We start from the raw sequence: 24,563 nt of genomic DNA, 5'->3' as shown, positions 1-24,563 counted from the left end.
TGCGGGGTTCAAAGATGCTCATGATGCCGTCCCCCTTCCCCATCTCTGTTCTCCAGGATCATCGATGAACGGGACTTGTGGCCCCACCCTCAACAGCAACTCGCTGCGCGCCTTCATTATGTGACCGCGGACCGTGCTCGCGGCGATGCCCAGCCGTTCGGCGATCTCGCCAGTGCTCCAGTCTTCACCCCAGCGCAGGTGCGCGACACGGGCACGATCTGGCGGCATCTTGGCGATGACGTTCCAGCACTCTTGTAACGCCGCCGCACACAGCACCTGACGGCCGACGTCCAGGGTGCCGTGATCGATGAGATCGTCGGCCTCGACCTCATCCACCGAGCAGACCCGCCGTTGTTTGCGCCACTCGTCGATCGCCTTGTTCTTGAGCACCCGAAACAGCCATCTGCGTTGTCCTTCGGCGTCCCGCACCTCTAGCTCAGCCCAGGCCAGGACCGCTGCCTGAAACGTCTGCTGGACCAGGTCCCTGGCCGCCTCGTCATCGCCCTGGGTCAGCGCAGCCCACGCGAAGGCGAATAGGCCCTCCGCCTCCGCACGAAACAGCGCAGCGACGTCGGTCTTCTGCTCTGGGCTGATCACTCGCCCAGACCCGCACGCGCTGGCCGTCGGGGCCGTCCTCGTACACCACCACGGCCTCAGCCGAGGCGCGCGACAGCACCTCCCGCAGCGCCGCCTGCCGTTGCCGCTGGACACTCAGCCGCCATCCACCGAAGCTGACCAGGGCGCCCAGCGCCATGAGCCCCACCTGCCAAGATATGACGAACGTCGCGTTCGACGCTATCGCCGCAAGGATCTCGGGCAGCGCCCCACGCAATTTTCTCCATGCCCTCACGCACCAACGTCGCGCCACCCCGCCGAAGCGTTTGCGGAGTTCCCCGGGTCCGCCCCGTGCAGGAGGCGAGAAGGCCGGTCAGGGGTTACGGTCGCGAACCATCTGGGCGCTGCGGCCCCCGCACGCCACCGCCCCGATACGCCCGCGGGCCCGTCACCGCAGGTTCAGAGAGCCGAGCCGCGCACCCCTCGCGTCGCTCGCGCACCAGCCGGAATACCGCGCACTTCGAACAGGTGTTCTGCCCCGGTAACCGAGCAAAGTTACATCAGACGCGCTCGGCCCTTTCGCCTTGGCGGTTGCGGAAACGTGAAACGAACATCTGTTAGGAGACGTGGTTGCCCGAGGGGCCATCGGTCTCAGCTTTGATGATCTGGTTGAGCAACCCGATCGCGCCGCCAAGGGCGCCTCCGGCGACGAGCAGGGCTTCGGGAACCGATCCGGTGGCCCAGAAGGTGAGTGCTGCTGCACCGCATCCCACGACGAACGCGGTGAGGAAGATGACTGCGGCCCGGGTAGTGAGCAGGGGTCGGTGCTGCGGACAAGACATTCCGTCTCCACAGGGGATCATGAGCCAGCCTTCGGCGAGGGCTCCCAGGGCGTGAGCTGTTGCCTCTTAGCCAGCCAGAGCGCAGGGTGGTTGAACCACGCCGCAACGGGGGTGTTGCACGGGTTGGCAACACCTTCGGCGGTTGCGATCAGGTGGCGGCCACCGGGGAAACCGCCGATGATGTTCAGGGTGACGGATATCGTTCCCGCGCCACAGGATCGCTGGGCCCCGTTGAACCCAAAACTCAACCGTGAGATTCGGACATGGGTGATTGAGCTGCGGCGCTTGTTCGACGCGACCGGGTTGTCGATCAACCAGTTCGCGCGGCTTCATCCGATCACCGACAAAGGAACGGTCTCTCGATATCTGAACGGTAAGCGAGTACCGCGGCAACGGTGGCTCCTTGATCAGCTTTTGGCTTATCTGACGACGGTGGACAAGGCGGTGACCCCGCAGGTGCGCGAGCACCTGATCGACCTTCACCGGCGCGCGTTGGAAACGGCGCATCCTCACGGGTACCGGCTGCATCTGATCGAAGACGAACTGCAGGTCACGATCACCCGGTGGAAGGAGGCCGAACGCTACGCCAACGATCTTGAACAGCAGCTCACCGAACGATCTCGCCAGGTCGAGGTCCTCCATGCCGAGCAGGAGCGCATACGGGCGGCCTGGAACGACGACCGTTCTCGCATGCACGCCGAGTACCGGCGCCTCGGCGAACAGATCGCGCACCTGCAGTTGGAGATCGCAGCACTACGCGACGAGCTGTCTCTAGCCCGCGAGCGCGCAGCCCAGGCCGAAGTCCAGTACCAGCACCTTGAGGCGCGCTTGGAGCAAATGGAAGCGAAGGCTCCCGACCAGTTGGGCGAACGTGCTGCAAACCTGTTGACCGAGCTCACTCGCCGGTACGCCTTCGGGGACGTGGTGAACCTGATATCGGTGGAGACGCTCGCCTCGGACGGGCGTGCTGCGTCGGTGGAGTCGTTGTGCGCGTTCGGGCAGCGCGTCCTTGACCTCGACGCCGAGGACTTCGGCGTGCCCGAGGACGCCGGCGAGGTTCCGCCGGACCTGCTCGGCCGGGCCAGCGCCAGCCGGATGCCGCAGACGCCGCGGGAACGCCCGCGCGGGGCGCTCGCCAGCCTGCGCCCCACCTACTCCCTCCTACTGGAGGTCATCGCGATCCGCTGGCACCGGCGTGAAATGAGCGCGCTGCTGGCCGCAGCGCACGTCGCCGCCAGGCATCTTCCCTTCCTGGCGTGGGAGCCGGTGCTCGGTCACGCCGGGGACCCGGCCCTGATCGCCGCGTCCGTGGCGGGCGAGCGCAGTCGCTTCGGCGTGCCGATCGAACCGGAGGCGCCGCGGGTGTGCGACCACACTCGTCCGGAGCGGGCCGCCTGCGAGCGCGCGCTCCGCGTGTCCCGCGAGCCAGGGCCGGGCTGGCGCGCCTACCTGGACCGCCAGCACAGCCAGGTCGCGGCGGCCCTCGGCGACTGCGCGGCCCGCTGCCGCACCCCCTGCACGGTCATGACGCGCCTGGACGACCCCGTCCGTGCCGACCTCATCGACCGGTGCAAACTCGCCGCCGACTTCACCGACGGCGCGCTCGTTGGCTTGCGGCACGCCGCACCGGTGGGCCACGGGTTCGGGGTCCCGTCGCCGGAAGAGGTCCAGAACGCCTGGAGGCGCACTCGCACATCGGTCAGACGTCACCCGCTGGGTCAAAGGGCATTTGCGGGCACAGACGACGACCCCTATCCGCTCCCGGGGTTGCCCGCCCTGTTCTCCGCGATCGCCGCCGCTCCGATCGTTCCTGACACGCTGCTGCACGACGCAACCACCCGGATCACCGGCCTCCTTGCTGACGAGACCCTCACGCTGACCGGCTTGAAGTAGCTCCGGGCAGCAAACCCGAGAGTTGATCGTCGCCCGACGCCGGAGAATACGCGCGCCCCGAATAAGTACCGTCTGCCCCTGGACGCCATCCAGGTGGCGCGTGGCAGGCCGGGAACCACAGCGCCCGTGGCGCTTGACGGTGGTTTCCATTGCGGCGCCGTCTAGGGCTGTGCCCGGCAGGATGGCCCCGCCCCCGGCACGACACCCCGCACGGCCTCCTGCGGTGGCTGACGCCGGTGACGCGCGCGGCCAGACCGCTGTGGCGACTGGACGGCGTCCGCCTCGCCAACGCTCAGGACCGGTGGGTCTGCCAGGTGTGCGGAGGACCCCAATGACCGCGACATCTGGACAGGAACCTCATGCGAGCGACCGTGCCGCGATCTTCTACGACGGGCACTGGTTTGCGCGAGTGTCCGACCACGTGGCCAGTTCCCATTCCCAATGGAACGCCCGCGTGAGCCTGCAGGGGCTGCACACCGCGTTCAGGTGGTACCTCGCCCCGGGCGAGCTCGACCGCGTCGAACTCGTCGAGGTTCACTATGTCCGCGGCAGGCCCGCCGGTACTAGATCCTCCGACCTTGAGCGCGTGACGAACGCCCGGCTCCGTACGGGAACGCGCTGCCCAGGAGCCGGTCGGTCAACCCTCGGCCGGAGATCGTCGCACCATGCGCATGGTCGTCGCCAACCCGGTATACCTGCGGTACGAGGACGAGTCCTTTGAGTGATGCCTGAAGTCCGGCAAGATCGGCTCCACCGTCAGTGGTAGGCGGCGACGGCGGCGAAGTACAGGCCGAGGAGTGTGGCTGCCGCGCCCGCGCCGGTGAGGATCGCGTGGGGGGTGCTGGCGTCGGCGCTGCGGGCGAGCAGGCCGGCGGTGATCGCGATGTTTAGTGCGGTGGACAGCGCGAGCAGCAGGGCCAGGGTCTGTTGCGGGCTCATCTGAGTGGCTCCCGTCGACGTCGTGGTGAGTGGCCCGTGGTGAAGGGGCCGGTGGGTGAGGTCGACGCTGGCCGTCCAGGGGGCCGTCCGGCAGGAGTCCGGTCGCAGATCGGACACATCCAGAGAAAGCGGCCGGTGGGCGCTCTAGGGTGCCAGGCAGGGCGAGGCCGGGGCACCGCAGTGTCCACGGGGAGGATGGACACCCTGGTCCGGTTGCGGCGAGCCAGAAAAAGGGGGCACGGTGGTGGGTTCAGCGGGCGGAGAGCGGGAGTTCGCCGCGTTGATCGCTGAGCTGGCCGGGTTCTGGGAGCACCGGTTGGGGCGGGAGCCCTCAGCCCGGGCCCTGGCCGAGATCGCCGGGGTCTCTCCGACGACGGTCGGGGAATGGCTGCGTGGTGACCGGTTCCCTCAAGTTCTCGACAAGCTGCTGAGGGTGGTGCAGGCCGTCGGTGCCCAGGCCGACCGGACCGCGCTGTCGCCGGCGGACCGGGCCAGGGCCGCCGAACTGGTGGATCCCCGGCGGTGGAAGGACGCTTACCGGGCCGAGGCACTGCGGCGGGCGGAGGGGACGCGTATCGCGGTGCTGGCCGAGCAGTCCCGCGCCGGGCTGGAGCGGATCCGGCCGGGCCGGGTCCTGTCGCAGGTCACCGATCCGTTCGCGTTGGAGGTGCACCGGCCGATCGCCCTGGACCAGACCGGCGGGTTACCGCCGCTGCCGCCACTGCCGCCGTACGTGCGGCGCGCGCATGACGATCAGCTCGCCCGGGTGGTGGCCCGGGCAGCCGCCGGGCACAGCGCGATGGCGGTGCTGGTGGCCGGATCGTCGGCGGGCAAGACCCGGGCCCTGTGGGAAGCCCTGCGCCCGTTGCGAGACCGCCCCGAGCAGTGGCGGGTGTGGCACCCGTTCGACCCGACCCGGCCCGACGCCGCGGTGCAGGATTTGGACCAGGTGGGGCCGCGGACGGTGGTGTGGCTGAACGAGACCCAGGAGTACCTGGGCGGTGAGGCCGGGGAGCGGGTCGCGGCCAAGCTGCGGAGCCTGCTGGCCGACCCCGGCCGGGCACCAGTGCTGGTGCTGGGCACCCTATGGCCCAACCACCACGCCGTGCTGACCGGCCGCCCCGGCTCGCAGGTGTGCCAGGTGCTGGACGGCACGGTGATCGGGCTTCCCGAGACGTTCGCCGGAGCCGACCCGGCCGCCCTGCGGCAGGCCGCCGAAACCAACGCGCAGCTGGCCCAGGCGGTCGAGTACGCCGAGGACGGGCAGATCACCCAGTACCTGGCCGGCGGGCCGGTGCTGGTGGAACGGTTAGGTGCCGCGCCGCCGGCGGCCAAGGCGGTCATCTGCGCGGTGATGGACGCCCGCCGGATGGGGCACCGCAACGCCCTGCCCTTGGAACTGCTGGAACAGGCCGCACCGGCGTACCTGACCGGCATCCAGTACGAGCAGCTGGGCGAGGACTGGCTAGAACAGGCCCTGGCCTACACCGCCCGGCCGTGCAAAGGCGCCCGCGGACCGCTCACCCGCATCCACCCCGACCGTCCCGGCCGCACCCGGGACCGCCGCACCACCACCACGGCCGCCGAGCCCTGCCAGGGCCCGGTGTACCGGCTGGCCGACTACCTCGACCAGTACGGCCGCACCACCCGCGCCACCCCACATCCCGCCCATCGGCTTTTGGAGCGCGGCCGCCGCCCACACCCACCCCGGCGACCTGGACCGGCTGAGTAGCGCCGCCTGGAATCGCGGCCTGTACCGCGACGCCACTCAACTGCACAAGAACGCCACCAGCCACGGCAATCCGTCAGCTGCGCTTTCTCTCATCAAGCACCTCCACCAACTGCACCCCACCGACCACCGGCCCGCCACCTGGGCCGCCGCCCATGTCGCCCTCGACAACCCGATCGACATCGCCGACCTGGTGGGCGGGTTGCGGGAGGCCGGGGCCCTCGATCAGGTCGCCGCGCTGCTGGCCCGTGACCCCGCCACCCAGGTCACCCTCGACGACCCGGGTGACGTCGCCGACCTGGTGGGCGGGTTGCGGGAGGCCGGGGCCCTCGATCAGGTCGCCGCGCTGGGCGATCGGGTCGCCACCCAGGTCACCCTCGACGACCCGTTCGGCGTCGTCTACCTGCTGGGCGAGTTGCGGAAGGCCGGAGCCGACGACCAGGTCGCCGCGTTGCTGACCCGTGACCCCGACACCAAGATCGCCCTCGACGACCCGGGCGGCGTCGCCTCCCCTACTGATCGAGTTGCGGGAGGCCGGAGCCGACGACCAGGTAACCGCGCTGGCCGACCGATTCCCGGGCGTCGGTATGTTCGGCCTTTTCTTGCAGATCGGTGATCACACGAGGCGGTATTGGTTTGGCCGGGAACCTGATGGACGTCCCGCCGACCGGTGGGGGTGAGAGGATCTGCGGTGACCTGCACCGGCCCTACCAGTGGCGGGACCGTTGTCGCCCCGCGCTCCACTGCCGTACGCAATGAAGACGGTGCCGCCATTATCGTCGGTGGCGACCATGTCGCCGAGCATGGACCCTTCGCCGGTCAGGCGCAGTCCTCCAGCCTGGTCGCGGGAGCGGGCCAGCAGTTCGTCCAGCAGCTGGTCATCGAGCAGTTCCCGGATCGGACGTTGGTGAATGGTGTCTGGGCTCGCTCACCTCTGACATGGTGACCGAAAGGTCACTTACGGTAGTTGAGGTGGTGCCGGCGACACGGTCGATCACGGACATGACGTGTTTCGCCCGCGAAGAAGTGGGCGTTGACCTACTGATCACTTGCTTCCCAGCAAGATCACTTTTTCACACCTAGAGAGATACTCCTGGAGAACAAACGGCAAGCCGGCTTTGCAGGCCGGACTGCCTGTTCTAGGCAGTGCTGGGTGGTGTCAGGGGGTGTTGAGTTGGCGTAGGTGTGCTTGGAGGGGTGTTGGGGTGAATCCGTAGCGGCGTTTGAAGTCGGGGTTGCGGCGGCCAAGGTAGATCCATTGCCGCTGTCGATGGATGGTTTCGAGGACCATGTGGGCGACCAGGACGTAGAAGGGGCTGAAGCCCGGGCAGGCGTTGAGGTCGAAACCGCAGAAGGGGAAATGGGTCCTGCTGGCGTCGGACAGCATAGGGGCGGAACCGGCGAGTTCGCCGTGGGGAGAGCGGAGTTCGAGCATGTGGACGTGCTCGCTGAGGTGGCGTAGGAACCGAGGAAAGATGCCTTCTTTGTAGTAGTCGGCGTTGTTGTGTTTGGCGGCGGTGCGCCGCGCCAGCCACATGAAGCCGTCTATGTCGGCGTCGCAGATGGGGATCCAGCGCGTGGTGAAGCCGGCTTCGATGGCGCGGCGTACTTGGCTGCGCATGGTCCGGCGGTGATTGTGGCGCAGGGTGGCCAGCCAGTCGTCCAGGTCGTGAAAGCCGTCCACGCGCATGCACCAGCCGGTTTCGATCGTGAACCCCCGATAGCCCTGAGCAGTGAGCATTGCGGACAGAGGGTCGGTCTGGACCACGTTGATCAGGCCGCATACCGCGGCTTGCCAGGTGGCGGCGAACGCGGCCAGCGCGGCACCAGCGGCGCTGGGGTAGTGGTCCGGGCGCGTGGGCAGGGTCGATTCGTAGGAGTGCCAGATGTGGCTGAGCAGCACTGGCTGGTCGAGGCTGTGGGGAAAATGGGTGGCGAGCACGCGCATCGGGTCGGTGCCGCGTTGGAGGTAGGCCGGAAGCACGGCCACCGCGTTCCCGCTGGGCGCTCGCACGGTCAGGTAAGCGACGCGTTGGAGTGGGTGCAGCGGGTTCTGCTCGAACGCCTCCAGGAAGCGGCGGTAGTAGAACAAGGGCGCATCGGTGTCGTGCACTACTGTGTCCCATACCTCGCCGACTTCGGCGATGTGCTCGGCGATCTCGACCGTGTAGGTCATGCGAGCACCTTCCGGTTGTGCCAGGTCGGGGTTCAGGAAGAGCCGGGTTTGCTCCAGGTGAGGATGACCTTCCCGGCGTAGGTGGAGCCGGCCAGGTCGAACGCGGTCGCATGGTCGGTGTAAGGGAAGTGGTGAGTCACCACTGACGCGGGGTTCACTCCGGCGTCGAGCAGTGATGCCACTTGGTGCCAGGTATGAAAGATCCGCCGTCCGGACACGCCCTGAACAGTGAGCATCCGGACCACGATCTCCGCCCAGTCGGTGTGCACGGGGTGGGCGGGCAGCCCGAGCACCCCGACCCGCCCCCGTTGGTCATATTCGCCAGCAGCGCGCCGAGAGCGTCTGAGTGCCCGGACATCTCCAGGCCGACGTCGAATCCGTCGGCGCAGTCCAGCTTCTTAGCTGCGGCGGCGAGCGGTTCGCGCCCTGCCTCACAGGCGGATGTGGCCCCCAGTTCTTTGGCGAGGGTGCGGCGGAACTGGCTGGGGTCGGCGACCACGACCGCACGAGCGTGCAGGTGCTGAAGCACGGGGATGGCCATCAGCCCGATCGGACCGGCCCCGGTGATCGCCACGACCTGGTCGCGAACTGGGAACTGGGTGGCGGCGTGGACGGCGTTGCCGAACGGGTCGAACAGGGTCGCGGTGTCCAGTTCGATGCCCGGGCGGGTGATGCCACACGGTGACGGCGGGCAGCGTGGCGTATTCGGTGAACACGCCGTCCCGGTCCACACCGATCCTGCGGGTCTCAGCACAGAGATGACCATGCGCTGCGCGGCAGTGACGGCATCGCCCGCACACGACGTGCCCCTCGGCGCTGATGAGCTGCCCTGGCACGAACCCGCCGGTCTCCGGTCCGGCCGCAACGATCTCGCCCACGAACTCGTGCCCCAAGGTTAACGGAGGGAAAATGGTGCGCTCAGCCCACGGCGACCAACGGGTGATCTGAAGATCAGTGCCACAGACGCCGGTCTGCAAGATCTTCACTAGCACCTCGCCGGTCACCGGCCGTGGCACGGGCATCTCCTGGAGCTCTAGACCGGGGCCGGCGTGGTCTTTGCGGAGTGCTGCCATGCTGGTGGGAATGATGCTCACCGGCCCGCCTCCGCTGATTCTTGCGGCTGTTGCTGCGATGCGGCCAGGCGTTGATCGTTCTTGGTGGCCAGCCATGTCGGCGGCGGCCGCCACTGGGCACGGACCTGCTCGTCGGGGAAGTTGCGTGTGTTGTACTGCTTCGCGCGTTCGGCCAGTTCGTCGGCATTCTCGATGGCCCGGACGGCACCGGTGAACTGCGCACCGTCGAGTCCCACCTCGTTGGGCAGGTCGGTGCGGAAGATGCTTGCCGCCACCTCCGGCGTGGTGGCGATATTGCAGGAATGCCGGGCGCGTCGCGGTGAATACCACAGCAGCCGCAAGGGTTCCCACAGCGGAAGGAAGTTGATGGTGGACACCCAGACACCACCGGGGGTGTGGGTTGCGTGCGTGGCGAACCGGCCATGCTCAATCAACACGGCTAATGTCTCCGGCGGCACCATGAGGTCTCCCATTATAGATAAATCGACTGCCCGGACACGGCTCCGTTCCCCTGGGGCGCGACTTGTTCTTTCGCGCCCCAGGCGAGCGGGTCTGATCAGCCATAGTCGACAGCCACCAGCGGGCCGTAATTCAGGCCAGGCCTGGAGGGTACGGAACATCCGTGGCACCACCAGGCACGCCGACCATAATTCGAGCTCGTCGGGTCAGTAACCGGCGAGAATCGGGCGAAAATCGCCTGCATAATCGGACTCCATCTTCAAGTAGCCACCTCGGGGCCCGTAGGTGGTGTAGAAGAAGAAATCTCTCTTCTCCCCCGGGAACGGCGCCTCTCTCGCGAAAGCACCGGCCAAGGGATGCCAGTGCGCGGGAAATCGCTCCAACGGAGCATTTATAGGAAACAAAGCCGACAAACGCCAGGGTAATCCCAGCTAAACGTATAGTAAGCGGCAAGGGCCTCGGTATCCCGAAGCAATTCCTCATCGGAGGGTACGGCAAAGGAGAGGCTTTCGATCAACTCCTTCACATCGTACTTGGTGAGTTGATTCGGACGAAGCAAACCCGAGTAAAGGTTGACCGATTGATTCCAGAAGTCCAGGGCAATGAGGGACACTTTGTCCATCCAATACCTAGTGAAGTGTGAATGGTGTTTTCGTGCGGCTTCAGGCAGGTGCGGCAGCCCGAGAATGTCCTCTACAGGTACGCTCTCGGGCAGAAGTGCCCAGATCTTTTGGCAGCCATGACTGACCGTGAAGTCGGCGCCCCAGTGCACTGAATACCTCGCGATGATGTCGGAGTGAAGATCTTCCACGGGATGCCCCCTGAAGTTGACCATCCCGTTTTCGCGGAGGCGCTCAACCACATCATGCTCGGTTGAACGATTCAAATAGCGGAAGTTGACATCACGCTTACCCGTCGGCTCAGTCGTTGTTCTGACACCCACCCAAGACTTGGGATCCGCGTAGACGTCACCAAAAACTGTGAGAACCTGATCTACCATCTTGCAATTGAAATTTACTCCGGCAATTTCCGCATACCGCTCCAAATCGTTTCGTAGCGCTGACGTGTCGTTGGTCGAACGAGGCACAGGGCCACTCCCATCGATGTCTTGAGGCCATGGATGCATTGCGCTTGCTTTTAGCCTGCCCGGTCAGAGCGCTTCCAGTAGGCCCCGTCCGCAGGCTGCGCGAAAGAGAGATCCCCCCCGGCGCAATATGTTGCGCTTCGGGGGCATGTTGCGCTTCGCGGGCATGCCGTGGTCTCGACATCCTCACCGCGTCTTTGTTGCCCGGCAATCTACGGGCAACAGGCGGGCGCACGCCATGGGTAGGCCTCCGCGGGATTGCGGCTAGTGTCGGTGCGCGTAGAACTGCTGGCCGGTGACCTTTGGCCGAGCCCCGGCCGGGTATTCGCGGTGTTCCGCGCACACCTTCCACCTGTTCGCCGAGGCCATCTACGGCGCCTCCGCGCGGTAGGACAGTTGCCATCTGCGCGAGTTCATCGGCCAGGCCGCACTTCGCTGCTGGACACCTACAAGCCCGAGCGGCGCGCCGCCGCGGACGCCGCTCTGGCCCGCTCCCGTGGCATGCACGAGGCCTACCAGTCGTCGCGGGGCGACCCGAACGACCTCTACGAGAAGATCGCCGTCGGCTAATTGCGCGGGATGATGTTCTCCGGCTACCGGTCCGCCGCGGTGCTCGACGGAGGCGACAACCCCCAGCCGGACGTATTCGAAGCCGAGGTCCGCCCCGGATACCGGCTGCCGCATCGCTGGATCACCGTGGTAGGCCGTCGCGTGTCTACGCTCGATGTCGCCGGTTCGGACTGGACGGTGCGGCCATTCTCTCTCGCAATCGTCTGTTTTGTGCGTTTTCCAATGAAGACGGTAAGGAGGGGAGCGCACGCGACAAGAGGACCCGTGGTGACCGATGACGGGCCGCGCATGACACATCGCTGCTGATTTCCGAGGGCATCATCGCCGTTACTGGCGCGGAGATAAGTGACATGCGATGACCTCAGGCCGACTCAGCGACGAGTCCGGCTGGAGATCCTGACGATGTTGATCAAGCGCCGCCCCTCGGCCCGAGGCACGTTCGACGGCGGGCCCGGACGCAGCCGCTGGATCCCGTGGGACAACCGGTCCTCAGGGCGGCGGGATCATCACGGTCGCCGCCGTGATGGCCTTCCGCCCGTCTACCACGCCGAGAGTCGTAGGCAGTCAGTGGTGTGGTCGATGACATGGGGCGGCTGCCCTCGTGATGGCACGGGCCGATGGAGGACGGCGGTGGCGCGGGTCAGCAGGTGGTGCGCGGCGCAGCTGGCGGTGTATGGGCGGAGTTGCGCCCTGAGGGTGTTCAGTGCGGCGGTGGCGCGGCCAGAGGTCAGGTACGGGTAGTCGTCGAGGAAGGAGTGCCAGGTGTGGATCGCTTCTTCCAAGTGGCCCTGGGTGAGGTGGAGTTCGGCGAGGCGGGCTGTGGCGATGGCGCGGGAGCGGCGTTCGTGGGCCGGTCGCATGCGCAAGGATCGGGTGAGGGCGGCGATGGCACCGTCACGGTCACCGAGGAGCATGAGGACGGCGGCCTGCTGGTGCGCCAGCACGGCTGTGTGGAGATCTGCGACGTGATCGCCGGCGCGGGCGCCGGGGTGTTGGGTGGTGTGTGTGAGGTGTCGTTCGGCGGCTCGCAAGGCTGAGATGGCGCTGCCGCGCTGGCCATTGGCGGCCGCGGTGACTGCGACCTGGCCGAGAAAGAACGCTCGCCGGGGGGTGGGGAGGGCGGTCTTGCTGATCGCGGCGGCGATCTCGGCGAGTCGTGCCGCTTGCCGGTGATGGCCCAGCATGCTGGCCTGTTCGGACATGGCCCGCACGGTGATGGCGTAGGCCGCCTGGTCGTCGTTTTCGACGGCGAGTTGGAGTGTCACCTGGTAGTACCGCTGTGCCAGGCCGTGTTCCTGGTCGTCGAAACACATGAAGCCTGCCAGGTAGGCCAGGGCGGTGGCGGCCGACACCATCCGCGACCGCAGGGCGGGGCTGGTGGGTGCGCGGAGGCAGGGCGCGGTGTCGTGGGCGAGATAGGCGGCGAGAACGCGGCGGGCGTACCCGCCGCCGAAGGCGGCGTCGGCGTCGGCGAACACGGTCAGCATCTGTTCGGCGGCCGATACCTGCCCGGGTCGCAGCCGCTGTCCGGATGAGCCGTGGACCTGATACAGGCGATGCCGGGGGGCGGCCTGTGTCCAGGGCGGGACAGCCAGCGCCGCCAGCGAGTACACCTGCGCCGACGGCGCATGCCGTCGGCTGGCTGCGGAGTCGCCTGCTCCTTCGGAGTTGGCGGCCAGCAGCCTCAGGGTCGACGGGGGATCCTCTGGCCCGGCCGCGCCCGCGGGCGGTCGCCGGTTCTTGCGCGCGGCCATGCCGAGATCGGCTGGCGTGATCGCCCTGCCGAGTCGGCGCGTCAGCGCCTCGGCCAGGAACGCCGGAGTGGGGTGGCGCGGTATCCGCCCTGCCAGCCAGTGCGACACCGCGCTGCGGTCAAGCCGCAACACCAGCCCTGCCTCGGCGGCAACGGTGTTGACCTCCTGGGCCAGCCGCTGCTCTGTCCAGCCGGTCTCGGCCAGCAATCGCCGCAGCGCTCGGTTCGGCGTCGCCATGGGTGACCCTCCGACTCAGCACGTGGGGTATCACCCGAACGGACATTTCTGCGCGGATCTCTCCGTTGTCGGTGCGGATCTCTCCGTTGTCGTAAGCCGTTGGGGATTCACTTACCGACAGAATATCCGACGACTACTTCACGCAGCTGAAACATCCTCACCACCCCTCGCACTCGGTGCCAAGTGTGCTCAACAAAGCGCAACCCGACCCAAAGCGCAACACATCCGGGGGCCGAGGGCCCTTGGCGTTTCCGTGAGGTTGAGAGGTACTGGAGATGCCTTTGATCTCTGCCAGCACCGGATTTTCAGGCTTGGACAATGACCAGTGTCGAGCACAATCAGGATGCATCGGGCCCTCGCCGGTCGGGCAGTGTGCGCCGGTCGCCTTCGTCCGCAGACCGTGAGTTCTGGGGGGAGGCGCTGGAAGGCCTACCTCAGGCGTCTGGTCTGCCGTGTGACGGGACACCAGGTGACAGAACACCGTCCCGGTCGGTGCCGTTACGGGAAGCGGCCTTGGGTGAGAAGGTCGGAGCCGCACCTGAAGTCCTTGCCGTCGCGGCGACGGTGCTCACCCTCGGTCATTACGGCCAAGGACGTTATGATGTCCTGATCGGTGTTCGTACCATGCGGATGCCGGAGATCCTGCCGTTGCGCATACGGATATCCAATAGATCGGACATCCGGGCATTTCTTGACGAAGTGGCGACCAGAATCGCCGGCGTCGAAGACCACCCGGTGCCCCTCGGGTGGCTGCTCGATCATTACCCGGCGCTCGCGGCTCGGCGACCGCTCTATGACGTAGCCGTCGAGTTCTCCGATAGCCGCGTCCAGGTTCCACCGGCCGCGGTCGTGGCGCGGGTGACCGCCACATCCATCGATTTCCACCGGGGCGAACAGTCGGCCATGGCGGGTACGGCGAGCCGATTTCCCGACCATGTCGGTGTCGTACTGACAGCGCTGTCCGCTGATGACCGTGTGCCGGTCGGCGACATTTCGCCGCTGACGGCGGACGAGCGCGCCGAGATCCTGGTCAGGCGCAACAAGACGGCCACGGTCTACCGGCGCGATTCGACGATCCACGAGTTGGTGGACGAGCAGGCCCGGGCGAGGCCTGACGCGGTGGCCGTTTCCTTCGATGGCGCCCGTGTCACCTACGGGGAACTCCTCATGCGCGCGAACCGGCTCGCCCACCAGATCGCCGTGGCCGGAGCGGGACCTGGTGAGCCCGTGGGGGTGTGCGTCCCACGGGACGCCGACATGGTGGTCGCGAAGTTGGCCGTGCTGAAGATCGGCGCCGCCTACGTCCCCCTCGATCCCGACGAACCAGACTCCCGCCTTGAGAGCTTCCTGCGCCTGGGCGGTGTCAGGATCGCTGTCGTTTCGGCGACCACCGCGGCGCGCCTGGGCCCGCTGGTCACGACCGTTGATATGTCTCGCCGGGACGAGTGGCCTGAAGCGTACGCGCCGCCTAGGGGAACGGCCACCGATCCGGCCATGGTGCTGTTCACGTCGGGATCAACTGGAGAACCGAAGGCGGTCGAGCTCACCCATCGCGCCATTACGAGAATCGCCGATAACCCGTTATGGCTTTCGATCCGAGACACAGACGTCGTATCACAGTCGTCGCATTCAGCCTTCGATTGGTGCGCGTACCAGATCTGGGCCACGCTCATCAACGGCGCCAGCCTGGTCATTGTGCCGCGGCGGCGCTTGCTGTCCCCGCGCGGACTGTCCGCCCTGGTCCGGACTGAAAGAATCAACACCCTGTGCCTGACGACGGCGCTGTTCCACGAACTGGCCGGCCGCAGCCCCACGATGTTCGCCGGCATGGACCGGCTGTTGATCGCCGGTGAGCGGCTCCGCGGCACCGAGTTGCGGCGCGTCCTGGAGCAGGGGCCTCCTCGGCACGTCTACAACCTGTACGGGCCGACCGAGAACGGCGTGTTCACAACCTTTCACGAATGCTCGATGTCTGATGTCGACACGGTTCCGATCGGACGCCCGGTGCCTAATACCACCGTTTACATCCTCGACCACCGCCGTTCCCCGGTCGCGGACGGTGTCGTGGGTGACCTGTACGTCGGTGGAGACGGGCTCTCCCCCGGATACCGAGGCCGCCCGGACCTCACCGATGCACGGTTCGTCCCCAATCCATTCGACTCGGACGCCGACCGGACGCTTTTCGACACCGGCGATCGGGCTTCCTACCGGCCGGATGGTGTCATCGAGTTCCACGGCCGCCGCGATTTCCAGATCAAGATACGGGGCTTTCGGATCGAGCCCGAAGAAGTCGAGTCCCAACTGGCGCGTTGCCCGAATGTCCGGCAGGCGGCGGTGATCCCTTCCCCGGATTCCGGCACGAATCGACACCTGATCGCCTTCATCGTTCCCACTGACCCCGGCGAGATCGAGGTCCACGAAATCCGCCATCGGCTGAGAAAACGCCTGCAGCCGGCCGCTGTGCCGGGCAGGTTCGTTGTAGTGGAGGAACTCCCCTTGAACGCTCGTGGAAAGGTCGACCGGACTCGCCTGACCGAGCTCGCCGACACGTCTCCGACCGGTGCGGCACCGCCGGGCCAGGACGATATCGAGACCGCGGTGACGGCCCTATGGCGAGACGTGCTTCAGATTCCAGATGTCGAGCCGGACGACGACTTCTTCTCCATCGGCGGAGACTCGCGCCTGGTGACGCAGCTCGTGCACCGTGTCAACGCCCTGTTCGCCACAGAGATCGAACCGGTCGTGCTCTTCGAGTCGCCCACGATCGCGGGTTTCGCGGAGGTGATCCGTGGGCTGCGCAGCAGTGCTCCCCAGTCCGGCGACAATGCGGCGCCGTCAACCCAAGCGCCGCTGAGCTGGCCGCAGGAAGCACTCTGGGACACCTGCGCGCTCGCGAGCGGTACCCCTTTGTACAACGAGGCGTTCACACTGACGATTCGCGAGGCCCTCGACACGGACGCGCTGGTCGAAGCCCTGAACGGGCTGACCCGCAGGCACCCCGCCTTGAGAACCGGGTTCATCGAGACCGGCGGCCGGACGGTCCAGCAGGTCGCGGACGTCAGCGCCCTGCCCCTGACCCGGACCGACCTGTCCGCCATCCCGGCCGAGGAGCAGAACAGCCAGGGGGACCTGCTCGGCGCCCACCAGGCGCGGCTTCCGTTCGCCCTCGACCGGCCTCCGCTGGCCCGTGCCCAGTTGATCCGGTTCGCCCCGGATCACTACCAGTTGCACCTGGTCGCGCACCACCTGGTGAGCGACGGCATCTCGTTCAGCCACGCGCTCGTCCCGGACCTGTACGCGCTTTACAGGCGGCGCATCGGCCGGGCGACCTCCGTGCCTCCCCCGGTTTCGGCCGACTACCTGGACCACGCCAGGGAAGAGCGTGAGCAGGTCACGGCGGCCTCGTGTGCGCCCGAGCTGCGTCGCGTGGCGGACGAACTGCACGGCGCACGTCCCACCGAACTGCCGCTGCTCCAAACACGGCCGCCGATCTCGTCGTTCCGTGGCGCGCGCCGGACCTGTCAGCTCCCGCCCGGCGCCCTTGAGGGGCTCAAGAACCTGAGCCGCCAGCACGGAGTCACCCCCGCGCTGGCGCTTTTCTCGATATTCCAGATCGCGCTGTACTTCGTCACGGAGGAAACGGACCTGGTCACCGGCCTCGCGCAGGATACGCGGTCGCGTCAAGAGCTGGACGGCGTGTGCGGGACGTTCGTCAACACCACTCCCCTGCGGTGCGACCTGTCCGGGGATCCGACCTACAGCGACCTTCTCGCCCGCACCCACCGGGCATATGTCGCCGGCCAGGCACTGCGCGGAACGCCGCTTCCTCTGGTCGAACAGCACCTCGCAGGTGAACTGCCCGTCCCCCTGTTCCGGATCGCGTTCTCCGTGCAACCAGGCTCGCAGACCCTCGGGCCCAGTTGGTCCGTGCGCTTCAACACGCTCGACAACGGGACCTCGCGGTTCGACTTGACGCTCTTCGCCGACATCGAGGAAACCACGCTCGGCCTGGTCTTCGAGTACGCGACCGACATTGTGTCCGAGGGGGTGGTCGCCCGTCTGGACAACCTTGTTCGCGCCACGATCGACGCCATTGCGGCGCGGCCGGAGGTGCGCCTTTCCGAGCTCGCCCGTGCGCGGTCGGTGAAAGCCGGCGGCACGGCTTCGTCCGAGACCTTGCAGGCCGCGACGGAAGCGTGGACCAGGCAACTCGGTGCCATGCCTCCGTCCGCGGACAGTGACTTCTTCGACGCCGGCGGGAACTCGGTGCGCGCCTCGCGGCTCATCGCGACCGCCCGGCACCGGTTCGGCATCGACATCGCGCACACCAGCGCACTGACGCGGATGTTCCTCAACGAGTCGACCGTCAACGGCCTGGCCAAGGGGTTGACCGTCCTGCTCGGCGACCATGGCGAGAAGCTATCCGGGCAGGCCGGCCCGTCGGCGCACATCGACTTCACTGCGGAATCCACTCTGCCGGCCGACGTGGAGTTCCCGTCCCCGTCGCCGACGCCACGACACGAACCCGAGTGGATCCTGCTGACCGGCGCCAACGGATTCCTCGGCAGCAGCCTCCTCAAAGAGGCGCTCACCCAGACGGACGCCACGATCTACTGCTTCGTCCGGGCGAAGTCCCGGCAAGACGCCGAGGGCCGAATCAAGGCGGGCCTGCGCGACTACGGGGCCATGGCGATGGACGAGGTGGACTTCGACCGGATCGTCGCCATGCCCGGCGACCTCGCGGCTCCCAGGCTCGGCCTGGCCGAAGCCGACTACGACGAGCTTGCTCGCAAAGTCGACACCATCCTCCACAACGGCGCGTGGGTGAACTTCATCTACCCGTACGAGACGCTGAAGGGCCCGAACGTCGACGGAACTACGAGGGTGCTGAGGCTTGCCGCTGCGGGACGGCCCAAGAGGCTGCACTACATCTCCAGCCAGGGCGTGTTCTCATCGCAGGGATTCTTCGGGGTCACGCAGGTCGACGAGAGCACCCGCCCCGCCAATCCGCACCACCTCCTCATGGGATACGTCGAAAGCAAATGGGTCGCCGAAGCGCTCCTACGACAGGCACGGGAACGCGGTCTGGACGTCAGCGTTTACCGTCCGCACGACATCGGCGGACACTCGAAGACCGGAGACTGGAAGACCAACGGATTCGTATGCTCGCTGATCCGCAGCTTTGTGGAGATCGGCGCGATTCCCGACTACCGGCTGCCGCTGGACCTCACCCCCGTCGACATCACAGCGCGAGCGGTGGTCGACCTGGCGCTGCGCCCGCAGTCGGCCGGGTCTGTCTTCCATCTGAACAACCCGCGCTATGCGGTGGTCGGCGACCTCGAAGAACAGTTGAACGACGCGGGCCACCCGGTGCGGACGGTTTCCGCGCGTGACTGGGACGGCCTTCTCCTGAGGCACACCCGCGAGCACCCGGATTCGGTCATCGCACCCTTCGCCCATCTGTTCACCGAACGCTGGACGGATCAGAACCTCAGCGTCGTCGACCTCTACCTCGAAGACCGGATGCCCAGGATCGAGTGCTCGGCGACGTGGAACTCGGTCACCGACTCCGGCATCGCCTGCCCGCCGGGGCGTCGACTACTTCCGCTGTACACCGAATACCTGGACCGGATCGGCTTTCTCGGTCCCAGGCGCTCCTAGTCCGGCCGCGGCGGCCAGGCGGATCGACTCGTCCGCCCGCCCAGGCGCCCAGGGCTCAGAGAGCCCGACCAGGAAAGAGTCATCGTCGAAGAAGGTAGGACCGCACAATGAGTGAGTACCAGGAGCGTCACCCGCTCACTTCGGACGAGCTCCAGCTATTCCATCAGCTCGGCTACGCGGGGCCGTTCAAGGTCTACGAACCGGAAGAGATAGACCGGCTGTGGCGCCGCGAGCGAATCCGCCTCATGGATCGCAGCAACGCCGTTTACAGGCTTCCGAGCGATCAGTACGAGATCACCAACATCGCGAACTACGACCGTCACCTCGACAACGACTTCCTCGCTGACCACGTGTGCCGGCCGGAGATCGCCGACCGGGTGTCGAGCATCCTCGGGCCGGACGTCCTGTGCTGGCGGACCGAGTTCTTCCCCAAATATCCCGGCGACGAGGGCACGGACTGGCACCAGGCCGACACCTTCGCCCACGCGTCGGGTGCGCCGCAGATCGTCTGGCCGAACGACGACGACTTCGGCGGCACCATCACGGCGTGGTGCGCGTTCACCGAGGCGAAGTCCGACACCGCCTGCCTCCAGTTCATTCCGGGCACCCACCGGACCAAGTACTACGACGAAAGCAAGGGCTTCACCTACGCGCCCGAAAGGTTCAACAAGACCGACAAGGAGGGGGTTCGGCGGGGCTTCTTCGGCTACGACTACCGGGAACTCCAGATCGACCCCGACTGGTCGCCGGACGAATCCAAAGCGGTTTCGCTGGAGATGAACCCCGGTGAGGCCATCCTGTTCTGGTCCACCCTCATGCACGCGTCACGTCCTCACGAGGGCAGGACGAGCCAGATGCGTCTCGGCTTCGCCAGCAGGTACGTCCCCACGTCGGTCCGCGTCTATCCAGGAGCGGACACGCTCAGCGAGTACGACACCGACATCAGCCTGGAACGTTACGGCGCGGTGGTAGTCAGCGGCTCCGACACCTACGGCCATAACCGCATCGCCACCACGACGACTACCGGCCGGCCGCTCCGCGCCCTGTCCGCACTCTCATGACAGCGCCGACCGGGGCAAGCGGAACCGGTCGCCTCCTGCACGAATGGTTTCGCGAAGGTGCGGAGCGGAACCCAGGCGGCGGCGCATTGCTGCTCAACGGCAGAATCTGGCCGTACGAGGAAGTCGGGAACACCGCCCTGCGGTGGGCAGGCGCGATCCTGTCCCGCCTGCCGCGACCACGGAGGGTCGGGCTGCTCGCCGCGCACAGCGAAGAGTCCTACATCGGGCTCCTCGCGGTGTTGATGAGCGGCGCAGCGGTGATCCTGCTGAATCCGGCTTCGCCGGCCGCGCGCAACGCGGACCTGGCACGACGCGCCGAGCTCGACGCGCTCGTCGTTGACGCCACGGGATTGCCACACGTCTCGGCGATCGCCGAAACGCTGCCGTCGCTGATCGTCGTCGCACCGCGCATCGCGCGGCCGACCGCCTACACCGGCAAAGCCTGGATCGGCCCGCGGGATACCGCACCGGTGCCGCGAGACCGGCTTCCGCGTCCCGCCTACCACGACACCGCCTACGTACTCTTCACCTCCGGGTCGACCGGCCGACCGAAAGGGGTGCCCATCACCCACGCCAACATCGACCACTTTCTTTCGGTGAATCACGACCGATACAGGCTCGGCCACGTGGACCGGGTGAGCCAAACATTCGAGCAGACCTTCGACGTCGCCATGATGAACCTGTTCTTGGCGTGGGGAAGCGGAGCCTTGCTCTGCCCGGCTTCCGGCCGGGACCGCCTCCAGCCGGTCTCCTTTATCAACACGCGCAACATCACCGTGTGGTCCTCGGTGCCAGGGGCGATCTCGTTCGCGCTGTCCCAAGGCATGCTGCCGCACAGCTGTATGAACGCCCTGAAGTGGAGCTTCTTCGCAGGCGAGAAACTTCACCGTGAACACGTTGAAGCCTGGCAGGCGGCGGCCCCGAACTCCATCGTGGAGAACCTCTATGGCCCCACCGAGGCCACCATTACCTGCACCGCGTACCGGTGGGATCCGGCACTATCCGCCGCGCACTGCATCAACGGCGCCGTGCCCATCGGACTGCCATCGCCAGGACTACTGCACCACGTCCTCCGCGGTTCCACCGACGCCCCATACGGGGAGCTGTGCGTATCCGGGCCGCAGATGTTCGGCGGCTATCTCGACCCGTCCGACGACATCGGCCGGTTCATCCGGCACGAAGGGCGACGCTGGTTCCGCACCGGCGACCTCGTCCAGACGGACCCAGAAGCTGGCCTGGTCTTCCTCGGGCGCGTGGACGACCAGGTCAAGGTCCGGGGCCACCGAGTCGAGCCGGGCGAGGTCGAAGCCGTCTTCCGCGAACTTCACCGGGTGGACGAGGCCGTCGCCGTCCTGCCTTCCCCAGGCGACGATTCGCTGGTGATGTTCTACTCGGGCGCTGTCGTCGCCGAAGAACCGGCGCGCTCTCAGCTCCGCGACAGGGTCCCCGAATACATGGTTCCGGCCCGGATCATCCGGTTGCCCCGAATTCCACGCTCGGCGCACGGCAAGGTCGACCGGGCGCGACTGCGCAACCTGGGCCGGGAATTCACCGGATCGCCCGGCCCCGCGGAACGGTCGACCAACCCTTCACCGAACGGGTGATCCCCATGAGTGAATTCGACGATCTCGGCGAACTGTACGAGCAGACCTTCGAGCTTCCGTGGAGGCGTCACCTGGAAGTGCCCACCGTCCTCGACCTGCTCGGAAACCTCACCGACCACGCCGTGCTGGACATCGGCTCCGGCTCGGGCTGGTACTGCCGGACGCTGGCACAGCACGGCGCACGCGAGGTGGTCGGCCTGGACGTGTCGAACGGGATGCTGGACTACGCCAGACAACACAACTCCCATCCAAAGGTCGAATACCTCCTGGACCCGCTACCGGACGAACTCCACGGACACTTCGACACAGCCCTCACCGTCTACGTGTTCGGCTACGCCAAGACCCGCGAGCAACTCAATGACCTGTGCCGGACGGCGGCAGCGTCACTTCGCCCCACCGGGCGGTTCCTGGTGCTGACGCTCAACCCCGACTACCAGGACGATCCCGAATACTACGCACCCTACGGATTCCGCCTGACCTCGTCGCACCCGAAATCGGACGGCGCGCCGGCCACGCTCGACCTCCAGTTCGGCGCACACAACGCGACCCTCACCATCACCTATTGGTCCCGCGAGACGTTGGCCGCAGCACTCCACTCCGCAGGATTCTCCGATATCACCTACCACGACCATCAGCTCGCACCAGAATGCATCAAAAAGCAGGGCATGGAGTACTGGAAGGACTACCTGGATCGGCCCCACGTCGCCATCCTGGACTGCCGGCTCTCCGACACCTGACGACAACCGGGCCAAAGCATCGGCCACCTTCGGCGCACACCAGCCCGCATGCCCACCGCCCCAGCCCCAAACACCAGCGAGAACCCTGATCGGAGCAGCGCATGCCAGCACACGAAACGCTTATCGATCGGAGCAACACGCTGATCGAGCACACGCGGTTCTTTACCCTGGCCAGCCGCGGCCCGGATGGTGTGTGGGCGTCCACCGTCAACTTCATTCCGCTGCGGCAGCCCCTGCGATTCCTCTGGTACTCGCTCCGGGACGCTCGACACTCCCGCAACATCGACGCCGACCCCCGGGTGGCGGGCACCGTTTTCCGCACCGACCTGCCTACCGAACTCGGCCTGGACGGCGCGCAACTGACCGGTACCGCCCATGAAATGAACACCGAGAACGTAGGTGATCTATACAACCTGTTCTACGAGCGGAACTTTCCCGACGAACAGGTCAGGCAACAATGGCAGCTCCCCCTGGAAGAGTTCCGCGGCGAAGGACCACGCCGCTTCTACCTGCTCACAATCACCAAGTGGTGGCTCGTTGACCTCGACCTGTGGCTCCAGACCAAGAACGATCGGCGAATCGCTGTCGACCTCGACGCGCTGTCGACCAACCGACCCTCACACCGGTGAGGCAAAGCTTCAACGAATGGCTCCACGCCTGGCCCTTTTTGCTACCGGTGCCTGACCATCCGCCACGAACGCCGCGGTCACCTGTTCACCACTTTCCTCTCCTCGCAGCAGCCATCACCTGCTCTGGCATTCTCGTCACCCATCCACATGAGACGCTCTATTCGAAGAACGGTGCGTCGGACACGGGGGCGAAGCGAGCTTGGAAGAATCGCAGGGTCGGGGGTTCGTGGACGAAGCTCAGGCCACAGATGATCTGGGCACGCTGGCGGAAGACATGGATCAGGCTGTCGGCGACGAGGTCCATGTGGCTTTGGGTGTATGTGCGCCGTGGCACGGTGAGGCGGACCAGTTCGAGGGCCGGGAAGCGGTCGAGGCCGGTAGCCGGGTCACGGCCAGCGGAGACCGCGCCGCGTTCGGTGGAGCGGACCCCGGAATCGAGGTAGAGCACGGCGGCGAGCGTCTGGGCCGGGAACTGTTCGCGGGGCAGGTGAGGAAGGAACGCTGCGGCGTCGACGCAGACGGCGTGGCCGCCCACCGGGCGGACGATCGGCACACCGGCGACGGCCAGCCGTTGACCGAGATAAGCCACCTGCTGGACACGCGTACGGATGTTGTCTTCCTGGACTGATTCGGCGATGCCCTGGGCCACCGCCTCCATGTCACGCCCGGCCATGCCGCCATAGGTGTGCAGCCCTTCGTAGAGGACGACGAGGTTCCGTGCCCGCTCAGCCAGGTCGGGGGCACGGAAGGCGAGCCAGCCACCGATATTGGCGTAACTGTCCTTCTTTGCGGACATCGCCGCGCCGTCCGTGAGGTCACATATCGCACGCAAGATGTCGGCGATGGCCCGACCATCCCAGCCCGGTTCACGCTGCTTGATGAACCAGGCGTTCTCCACGGCGCGTGCGGCGTCCAAGATGATGGGGATGCCATGGCGCTGGGTGAGGTCTCGAAGAGCAGTGAGGCCGGCCATGCTGATCGGCTGCCCGCCGGCCATGTTGACGGTCGCCGCCAGCGATACGTAGGGGATGAGGTCGGCGCCGACTTCGTGGATCAGTCGTTCCAATTTGGCGAGGTCGATGTCTCCCTTGAAGGGGTGATCGGAGACCGGATCGTGGGCCTGGTCGATGATGACGTCGTGGAAGACGGCGCCGTTGAGTTCCTGGTGGGCGCGGGTCGTGGTGAAGTACATGTTGCCTGGGACATGGGTGCCGGGCCGAACCAGACACCGGGAAAGGATGTTCTCCGCGCCGCGTCCCTGGTGGGTGGGAATGACGTGCTCATAGCCGTAGTACCGGTGCACGGCCTCTTCAAGACGATAGAAGCTGCGAGCCCCGGCGTACGCCTCGTCACCAATCATCAGGGCGGCCCATTGGCGGTCGGACATCGCACTGGTCCCCGAGTCGGTGTACAGGTCGATGTAGACATCCTCGGACCGGAGCAGGCTGATGTTGTACCCGGCTTCTCGCAACGCCTGCGCGCGCTGATCGCGGGTGGTGGAACGCAGCGGTTCCACCATCTTGATCCGCCACGGTTCTGCGGGATGCGATGCGGACATGG

21 protein-coding genes and 1 pseudogene are annotated in these 24,563 nt (G+C 66.6%); 10 read left to right on the top strand and 12 right to left on the bottom strand.

Annotated elements, in window-relative coordinates; all coding sequences use genetic code 11:
• Positions 1-18 precede the first annotated feature (18 nt).
• Positions 19-597: an RNA polymerase sigma factor gene (locus tag ACH34T_RS03650; RefSeq protein WP_395990492.1), complete on the bottom strand. Its 579-nt coding sequence runs from the start codon at positions 595-597 to the stop codon at positions 19-21.
• 575 nt (positions 598-1,172) lie between these two features.
• Positions 1,173-1,397, bottom strand: coding sequence for a hypothetical protein (locus ACH34T_RS03645; RefSeq protein WP_395990491.1), 225 nt, complete (start codon positions 1,395-1,397; stop codon positions 1,173-1,175).
• A gap of 189 nt (positions 1,398-1,586) precedes the next feature.
• Here ACH34T_RS03645 and ACH34T_RS03640 point away from each other — a divergent pair, with 189 nt between their 5' ends.
• A complete protein-coding gene (locus ACH34T_RS03640) occupies positions 1,587-3,290 on the top strand; it encodes a hypothetical protein (protein WP_395990490.1) in 1,704 nt (567 codons plus the stop codon).
• A gap of 756 nt (positions 3,291-4,046) precedes the next feature.
• Here ACH34T_RS03640 and ACH34T_RS03635 read toward each other — a convergent pair.
• The gene (locus ACH34T_RS03635; protein WP_395990489.1) at positions 4,047-4,229 is read right to left on the bottom strand and encodes a hypothetical protein; all 183 of its coding nucleotides are present in this window, start codon (positions 4,227-4,229) and stop codon (positions 4,047-4,049) included.
• A gap of 241 nt (positions 4,230-4,470) precedes the next feature.
• On the opposite strand from ACH34T_RS03635, the gene ACH34T_RS03630 reads away from it, so the two are divergent.
• The 3 genes from ACH34T_RS03630 (at position 4,471) to ACH34T_RS03620 (ending at position 6,904) form a co-directional block, all read left to right on the top strand.
• On the top strand, positions 4,471-5,961 hold the full coding sequence (locus tag ACH34T_RS03630) for a hypothetical protein (RefSeq protein WP_395990488.1): 1,491 nt from the start codon (positions 4,471-4,473) through the stop codon (positions 5,959-5,961).
• 190 nt (positions 5,962-6,151) lie between these two features.
• Positions 6,152-6,574: a hypothetical protein gene (locus ACH34T_RS03625; protein ID WP_395990487.1), complete on the top strand. Its 423-nt coding sequence runs from the start codon at positions 6,152-6,154 to the stop codon at positions 6,572-6,574.
• A 75-nt stretch (positions 6,575-6,649) separates the two neighbouring features.
• Positions 6,650-6,904, top strand: a complete 255-nt coding sequence (locus ACH34T_RS03620) for a hypothetical protein (protein WP_395990486.1) — start codon at positions 6,650-6,652, stop codon at positions 6,902-6,904.
• Positions 6,905-7,117: 213 nt separating this feature from the next.
• Here the strand turns inward: ACH34T_RS03620 and ACH34T_RS03615 are convergent, their stop codons facing one another.
• From ACH34T_RS03615 to ACH34T_RS03585, 7 genes and pseudogenes are all read right to left on the bottom strand, one after another.
• Complete coding sequence (locus ACH34T_RS03615; RefSeq protein WP_395990485.1) at positions 7,118-8,134, bottom strand: GNAT family N-acetyltransferase; 1,017 nt, start codon at positions 8,132-8,134, stop codon at positions 7,118-7,120.
• Positions 8,135-8,166: 32 nt separating this feature from the next.
• The gene (locus ACH34T_RS03610) at positions 8,167-8,427 is read right to left on the bottom strand and encodes a hypothetical protein (RefSeq protein ID WP_395990868.1); all 261 of its coding nucleotides are present in this window, start codon (positions 8,425-8,427) and stop codon (positions 8,167-8,169) included.
• Positions 8,428-8,471: 44 nt separating this feature from the next.
• A pseudogene (gene tdh / locus ACH34T_RS03605) lies at positions 8,472-8,633 on the bottom strand (L-threonine 3-dehydrogenase); the annotation flags it as partial.
• Positions 8,566-9,156, bottom strand: coding sequence for an alcohol dehydrogenase catalytic domain-containing protein (locus ACH34T_RS03600; RefSeq protein ID WP_395990855.1), 591 nt, complete (start codon positions 9,154-9,156; stop codon positions 8,566-8,568). The pseudogene tdh and the gene ACH34T_RS03600, both read right to left, overlap by 68 nt.
• 68 nt (positions 9,157-9,224) lie before the next feature.
• On the bottom strand, positions 9,225-9,668 hold the full coding sequence (locus tag ACH34T_RS03595) for a pyridoxamine 5'-phosphate oxidase family protein (RefSeq protein WP_395990484.1): 444 nt from the start codon (positions 9,666-9,668) through the stop codon (positions 9,225-9,227).
• A 204-nt stretch (positions 9,669-9,872) separates the two neighbouring features.
• Positions 9,873-10,049 (bottom strand): aromatic prenyltransferase, encoded by a 177-nt coding sequence (locus tag ACH34T_RS03590; RefSeq protein WP_395990483.1) that lies wholly within the window; start codon positions 10,047-10,049, stop codon positions 9,873-9,875.
• Between the two features lie 8 nt (positions 10,050-10,057).
• Positions 10,058-10,753 (bottom strand): aromatic prenyltransferase, encoded by a 696-nt coding sequence (locus tag ACH34T_RS03585; protein WP_395990482.1) that lies wholly within the window; start codon positions 10,751-10,753, stop codon positions 10,058-10,060.
• Positions 10,754-11,146: 393 nt separating this feature from the next.
• Between ACH34T_RS03585 and ACH34T_RS03580 the strand changes: the two genes are divergently transcribed.
• Positions 11,147-11,320 carry a hypothetical protein gene (locus ACH34T_RS03580; RefSeq protein ID WP_395990481.1) on the top strand — a complete coding sequence of 58 codons (174 nt, stop codon included), beginning with the start codon at positions 11,147-11,149 and terminating at the stop codon, positions 11,318-11,320.
• 539 nt (positions 11,321-11,859) lie between these two features.
• Here the strand turns inward: ACH34T_RS03580 and ACH34T_RS03575 are convergent.
• The gene (locus ACH34T_RS03575) at positions 11,860-13,311 is read right to left on the bottom strand and encodes a hypothetical protein (protein ID WP_395990480.1); all 1,452 of its coding nucleotides are present in this window, start codon (positions 13,309-13,311) and stop codon (positions 11,860-11,862) included.
• Between the two features lie 513 nt (positions 13,312-13,824).
• Between ACH34T_RS03575 and ACH34T_RS03570 the strand changes: the two genes are divergently transcribed.
• The 5 genes from ACH34T_RS03570 to ACH34T_RS03550 all read left to right on the top strand — a co-directional run bounded on the left by ACH34T_RS03570 (position 13,825) and on the right by ACH34T_RS03550 (position 23,003).
• Positions 13,825-18,972, top strand: a complete 5,148-nt coding sequence (locus tag ACH34T_RS03570; RefSeq protein ID WP_395990479.1) for an amino acid adenylation domain-containing protein — start codon at positions 13,825-13,827, stop codon at positions 18,970-18,972.
• A 107-nt stretch (positions 18,973-19,079) separates the two neighbouring features.
• Positions 19,080-20,033, top strand: a complete 954-nt coding sequence (locus tag ACH34T_RS03565; RefSeq protein WP_395990478.1) for a chlorinating enzyme — start codon at positions 19,080-19,082, stop codon at positions 20,031-20,033.
• On the top strand, positions 20,030-21,637 hold the full coding sequence (locus ACH34T_RS03560; protein ID WP_395990477.1) for an AMP-binding protein: 1,608 nt from the start codon (positions 20,030-20,032) through the stop codon (positions 21,635-21,637). The genes ACH34T_RS03565 and ACH34T_RS03560 overlap by 4 nt, the downstream gene beginning before the upstream one ends.
• Before the next feature lie 5 nt (positions 21,638-21,642).
• Complete coding sequence (locus ACH34T_RS03555) at positions 21,643-22,374, top strand: class I SAM-dependent methyltransferase (protein WP_395990476.1); 732 nt, start codon at positions 21,643-21,645, stop codon at positions 22,372-22,374.
• Between the two features lie 101 nt (positions 22,375-22,475).
• Complete coding sequence (locus ACH34T_RS03550; protein WP_395990475.1) at positions 22,476-23,003, top strand: pyridoxamine 5'-phosphate oxidase family protein; 528 nt, start codon at positions 22,476-22,478, stop codon at positions 23,001-23,003.
• A gap of 157 nt (positions 23,004-23,160) precedes the next feature.
• On the opposite strand, the gene ACH34T_RS03545 is transcribed toward ACH34T_RS03550, so the two are convergent.
• The gene (locus tag ACH34T_RS03545) at positions 23,161-24,561 is read right to left on the bottom strand and encodes a tryptophanase (protein ID WP_395990474.1); all 1,401 of its coding nucleotides are present in this window, start codon (positions 24,559-24,561) and stop codon (positions 23,161-23,163) included.
• Positions 24,562-24,563: the final 2 nt, after the last annotated feature.

Source organism: Actinomadura sp. 9N215 (assembly GCF_044326345.1).
Lineage (GTDB): Bacteria > Actinomycetota > Actinomycetes > Streptosporangiales > Streptosporangiaceae > Spirillospora.
The sequence above is the reverse complement of the archived record's forward strand: the minus strand, read 5'-3'. Positions and strand labels throughout refer to the sequence as shown.

What these genes read in the sequence shown, in the direction of transcription:
- ACH34T_RS03645 (WP_395990491.1), bottom strand. Translation starts at nt 1,397, where the DNA reads ATGTCTTGTCCGCAGCACCGACCCCTGCTCACTACCCGGGCCGCAGTC.
- ACH34T_RS03635 (WP_395990489.1), bottom strand. Translation starts at nt 4,229, where the DNA reads ATGAGCCCGCAACAGACCCTGGCCCTGCTGCTCGCGCTGTCCACCGCA.
- ACH34T_RS03615 (WP_395990485.1), bottom strand. Translation starts at nt 8,134, where the DNA reads ATGACCTACACGGTCGAGATCGCCGAGCACATCGCCGAAGTCGGCGAG.
- ACH34T_RS03600 (WP_395990855.1), bottom strand. Translation starts at nt 9,156, where the DNA reads ATGCCCGTGCCACGGCCGGTGACCGGCGAGGTGCTAGTGAAGATCTTG.
- ACH34T_RS03595 (WP_395990484.1), bottom strand. Translation starts at nt 9,668, where the DNA reads ATGGTGCCGCCGGAGACATTAGCCGTGTTGATTGAGCATGGCCGGTTC.
- ACH34T_RS03575 (WP_395990480.1), bottom strand. Translation starts at nt 13,311, where the DNA reads ATGGCGACGCCGAACCGAGCGCTGCGGCGATTGCTGGCCGAGACCGGC.
- ACH34T_RS03565 (WP_395990478.1), top strand. Translation starts at nt 19,080, where the DNA reads ATGAGTGAGTACCAGGAGCGTCACCCGCTCACTTCGGACGAGCTCCAG.
- ACH34T_RS03560 (WP_395990477.1), top strand. Translation starts at nt 20,030, where the DNA reads ATGACAGCGCCGACCGGGGCAAGCGGAACCGGTCGCCTCCTGCACGAA.
- ACH34T_RS03555 (WP_395990476.1), top strand. Translation starts at nt 21,643, where the DNA reads ATGAGTGAATTCGACGATCTCGGCGAACTGTACGAGCAGACCTTCGAG.
- ACH34T_RS03550 (WP_395990475.1), top strand. Translation starts at nt 22,476, where the DNA reads ATGCCAGCACACGAAACGCTTATCGATCGGAGCAACACGCTGATCGAG.
- ACH34T_RS03545 (WP_395990474.1), bottom strand. Translation starts at nt 24,561, where the DNA reads ATGTCCGCATCGCATCCCGCAGAACCGTGGCGGATCAAGATGGTGGAA.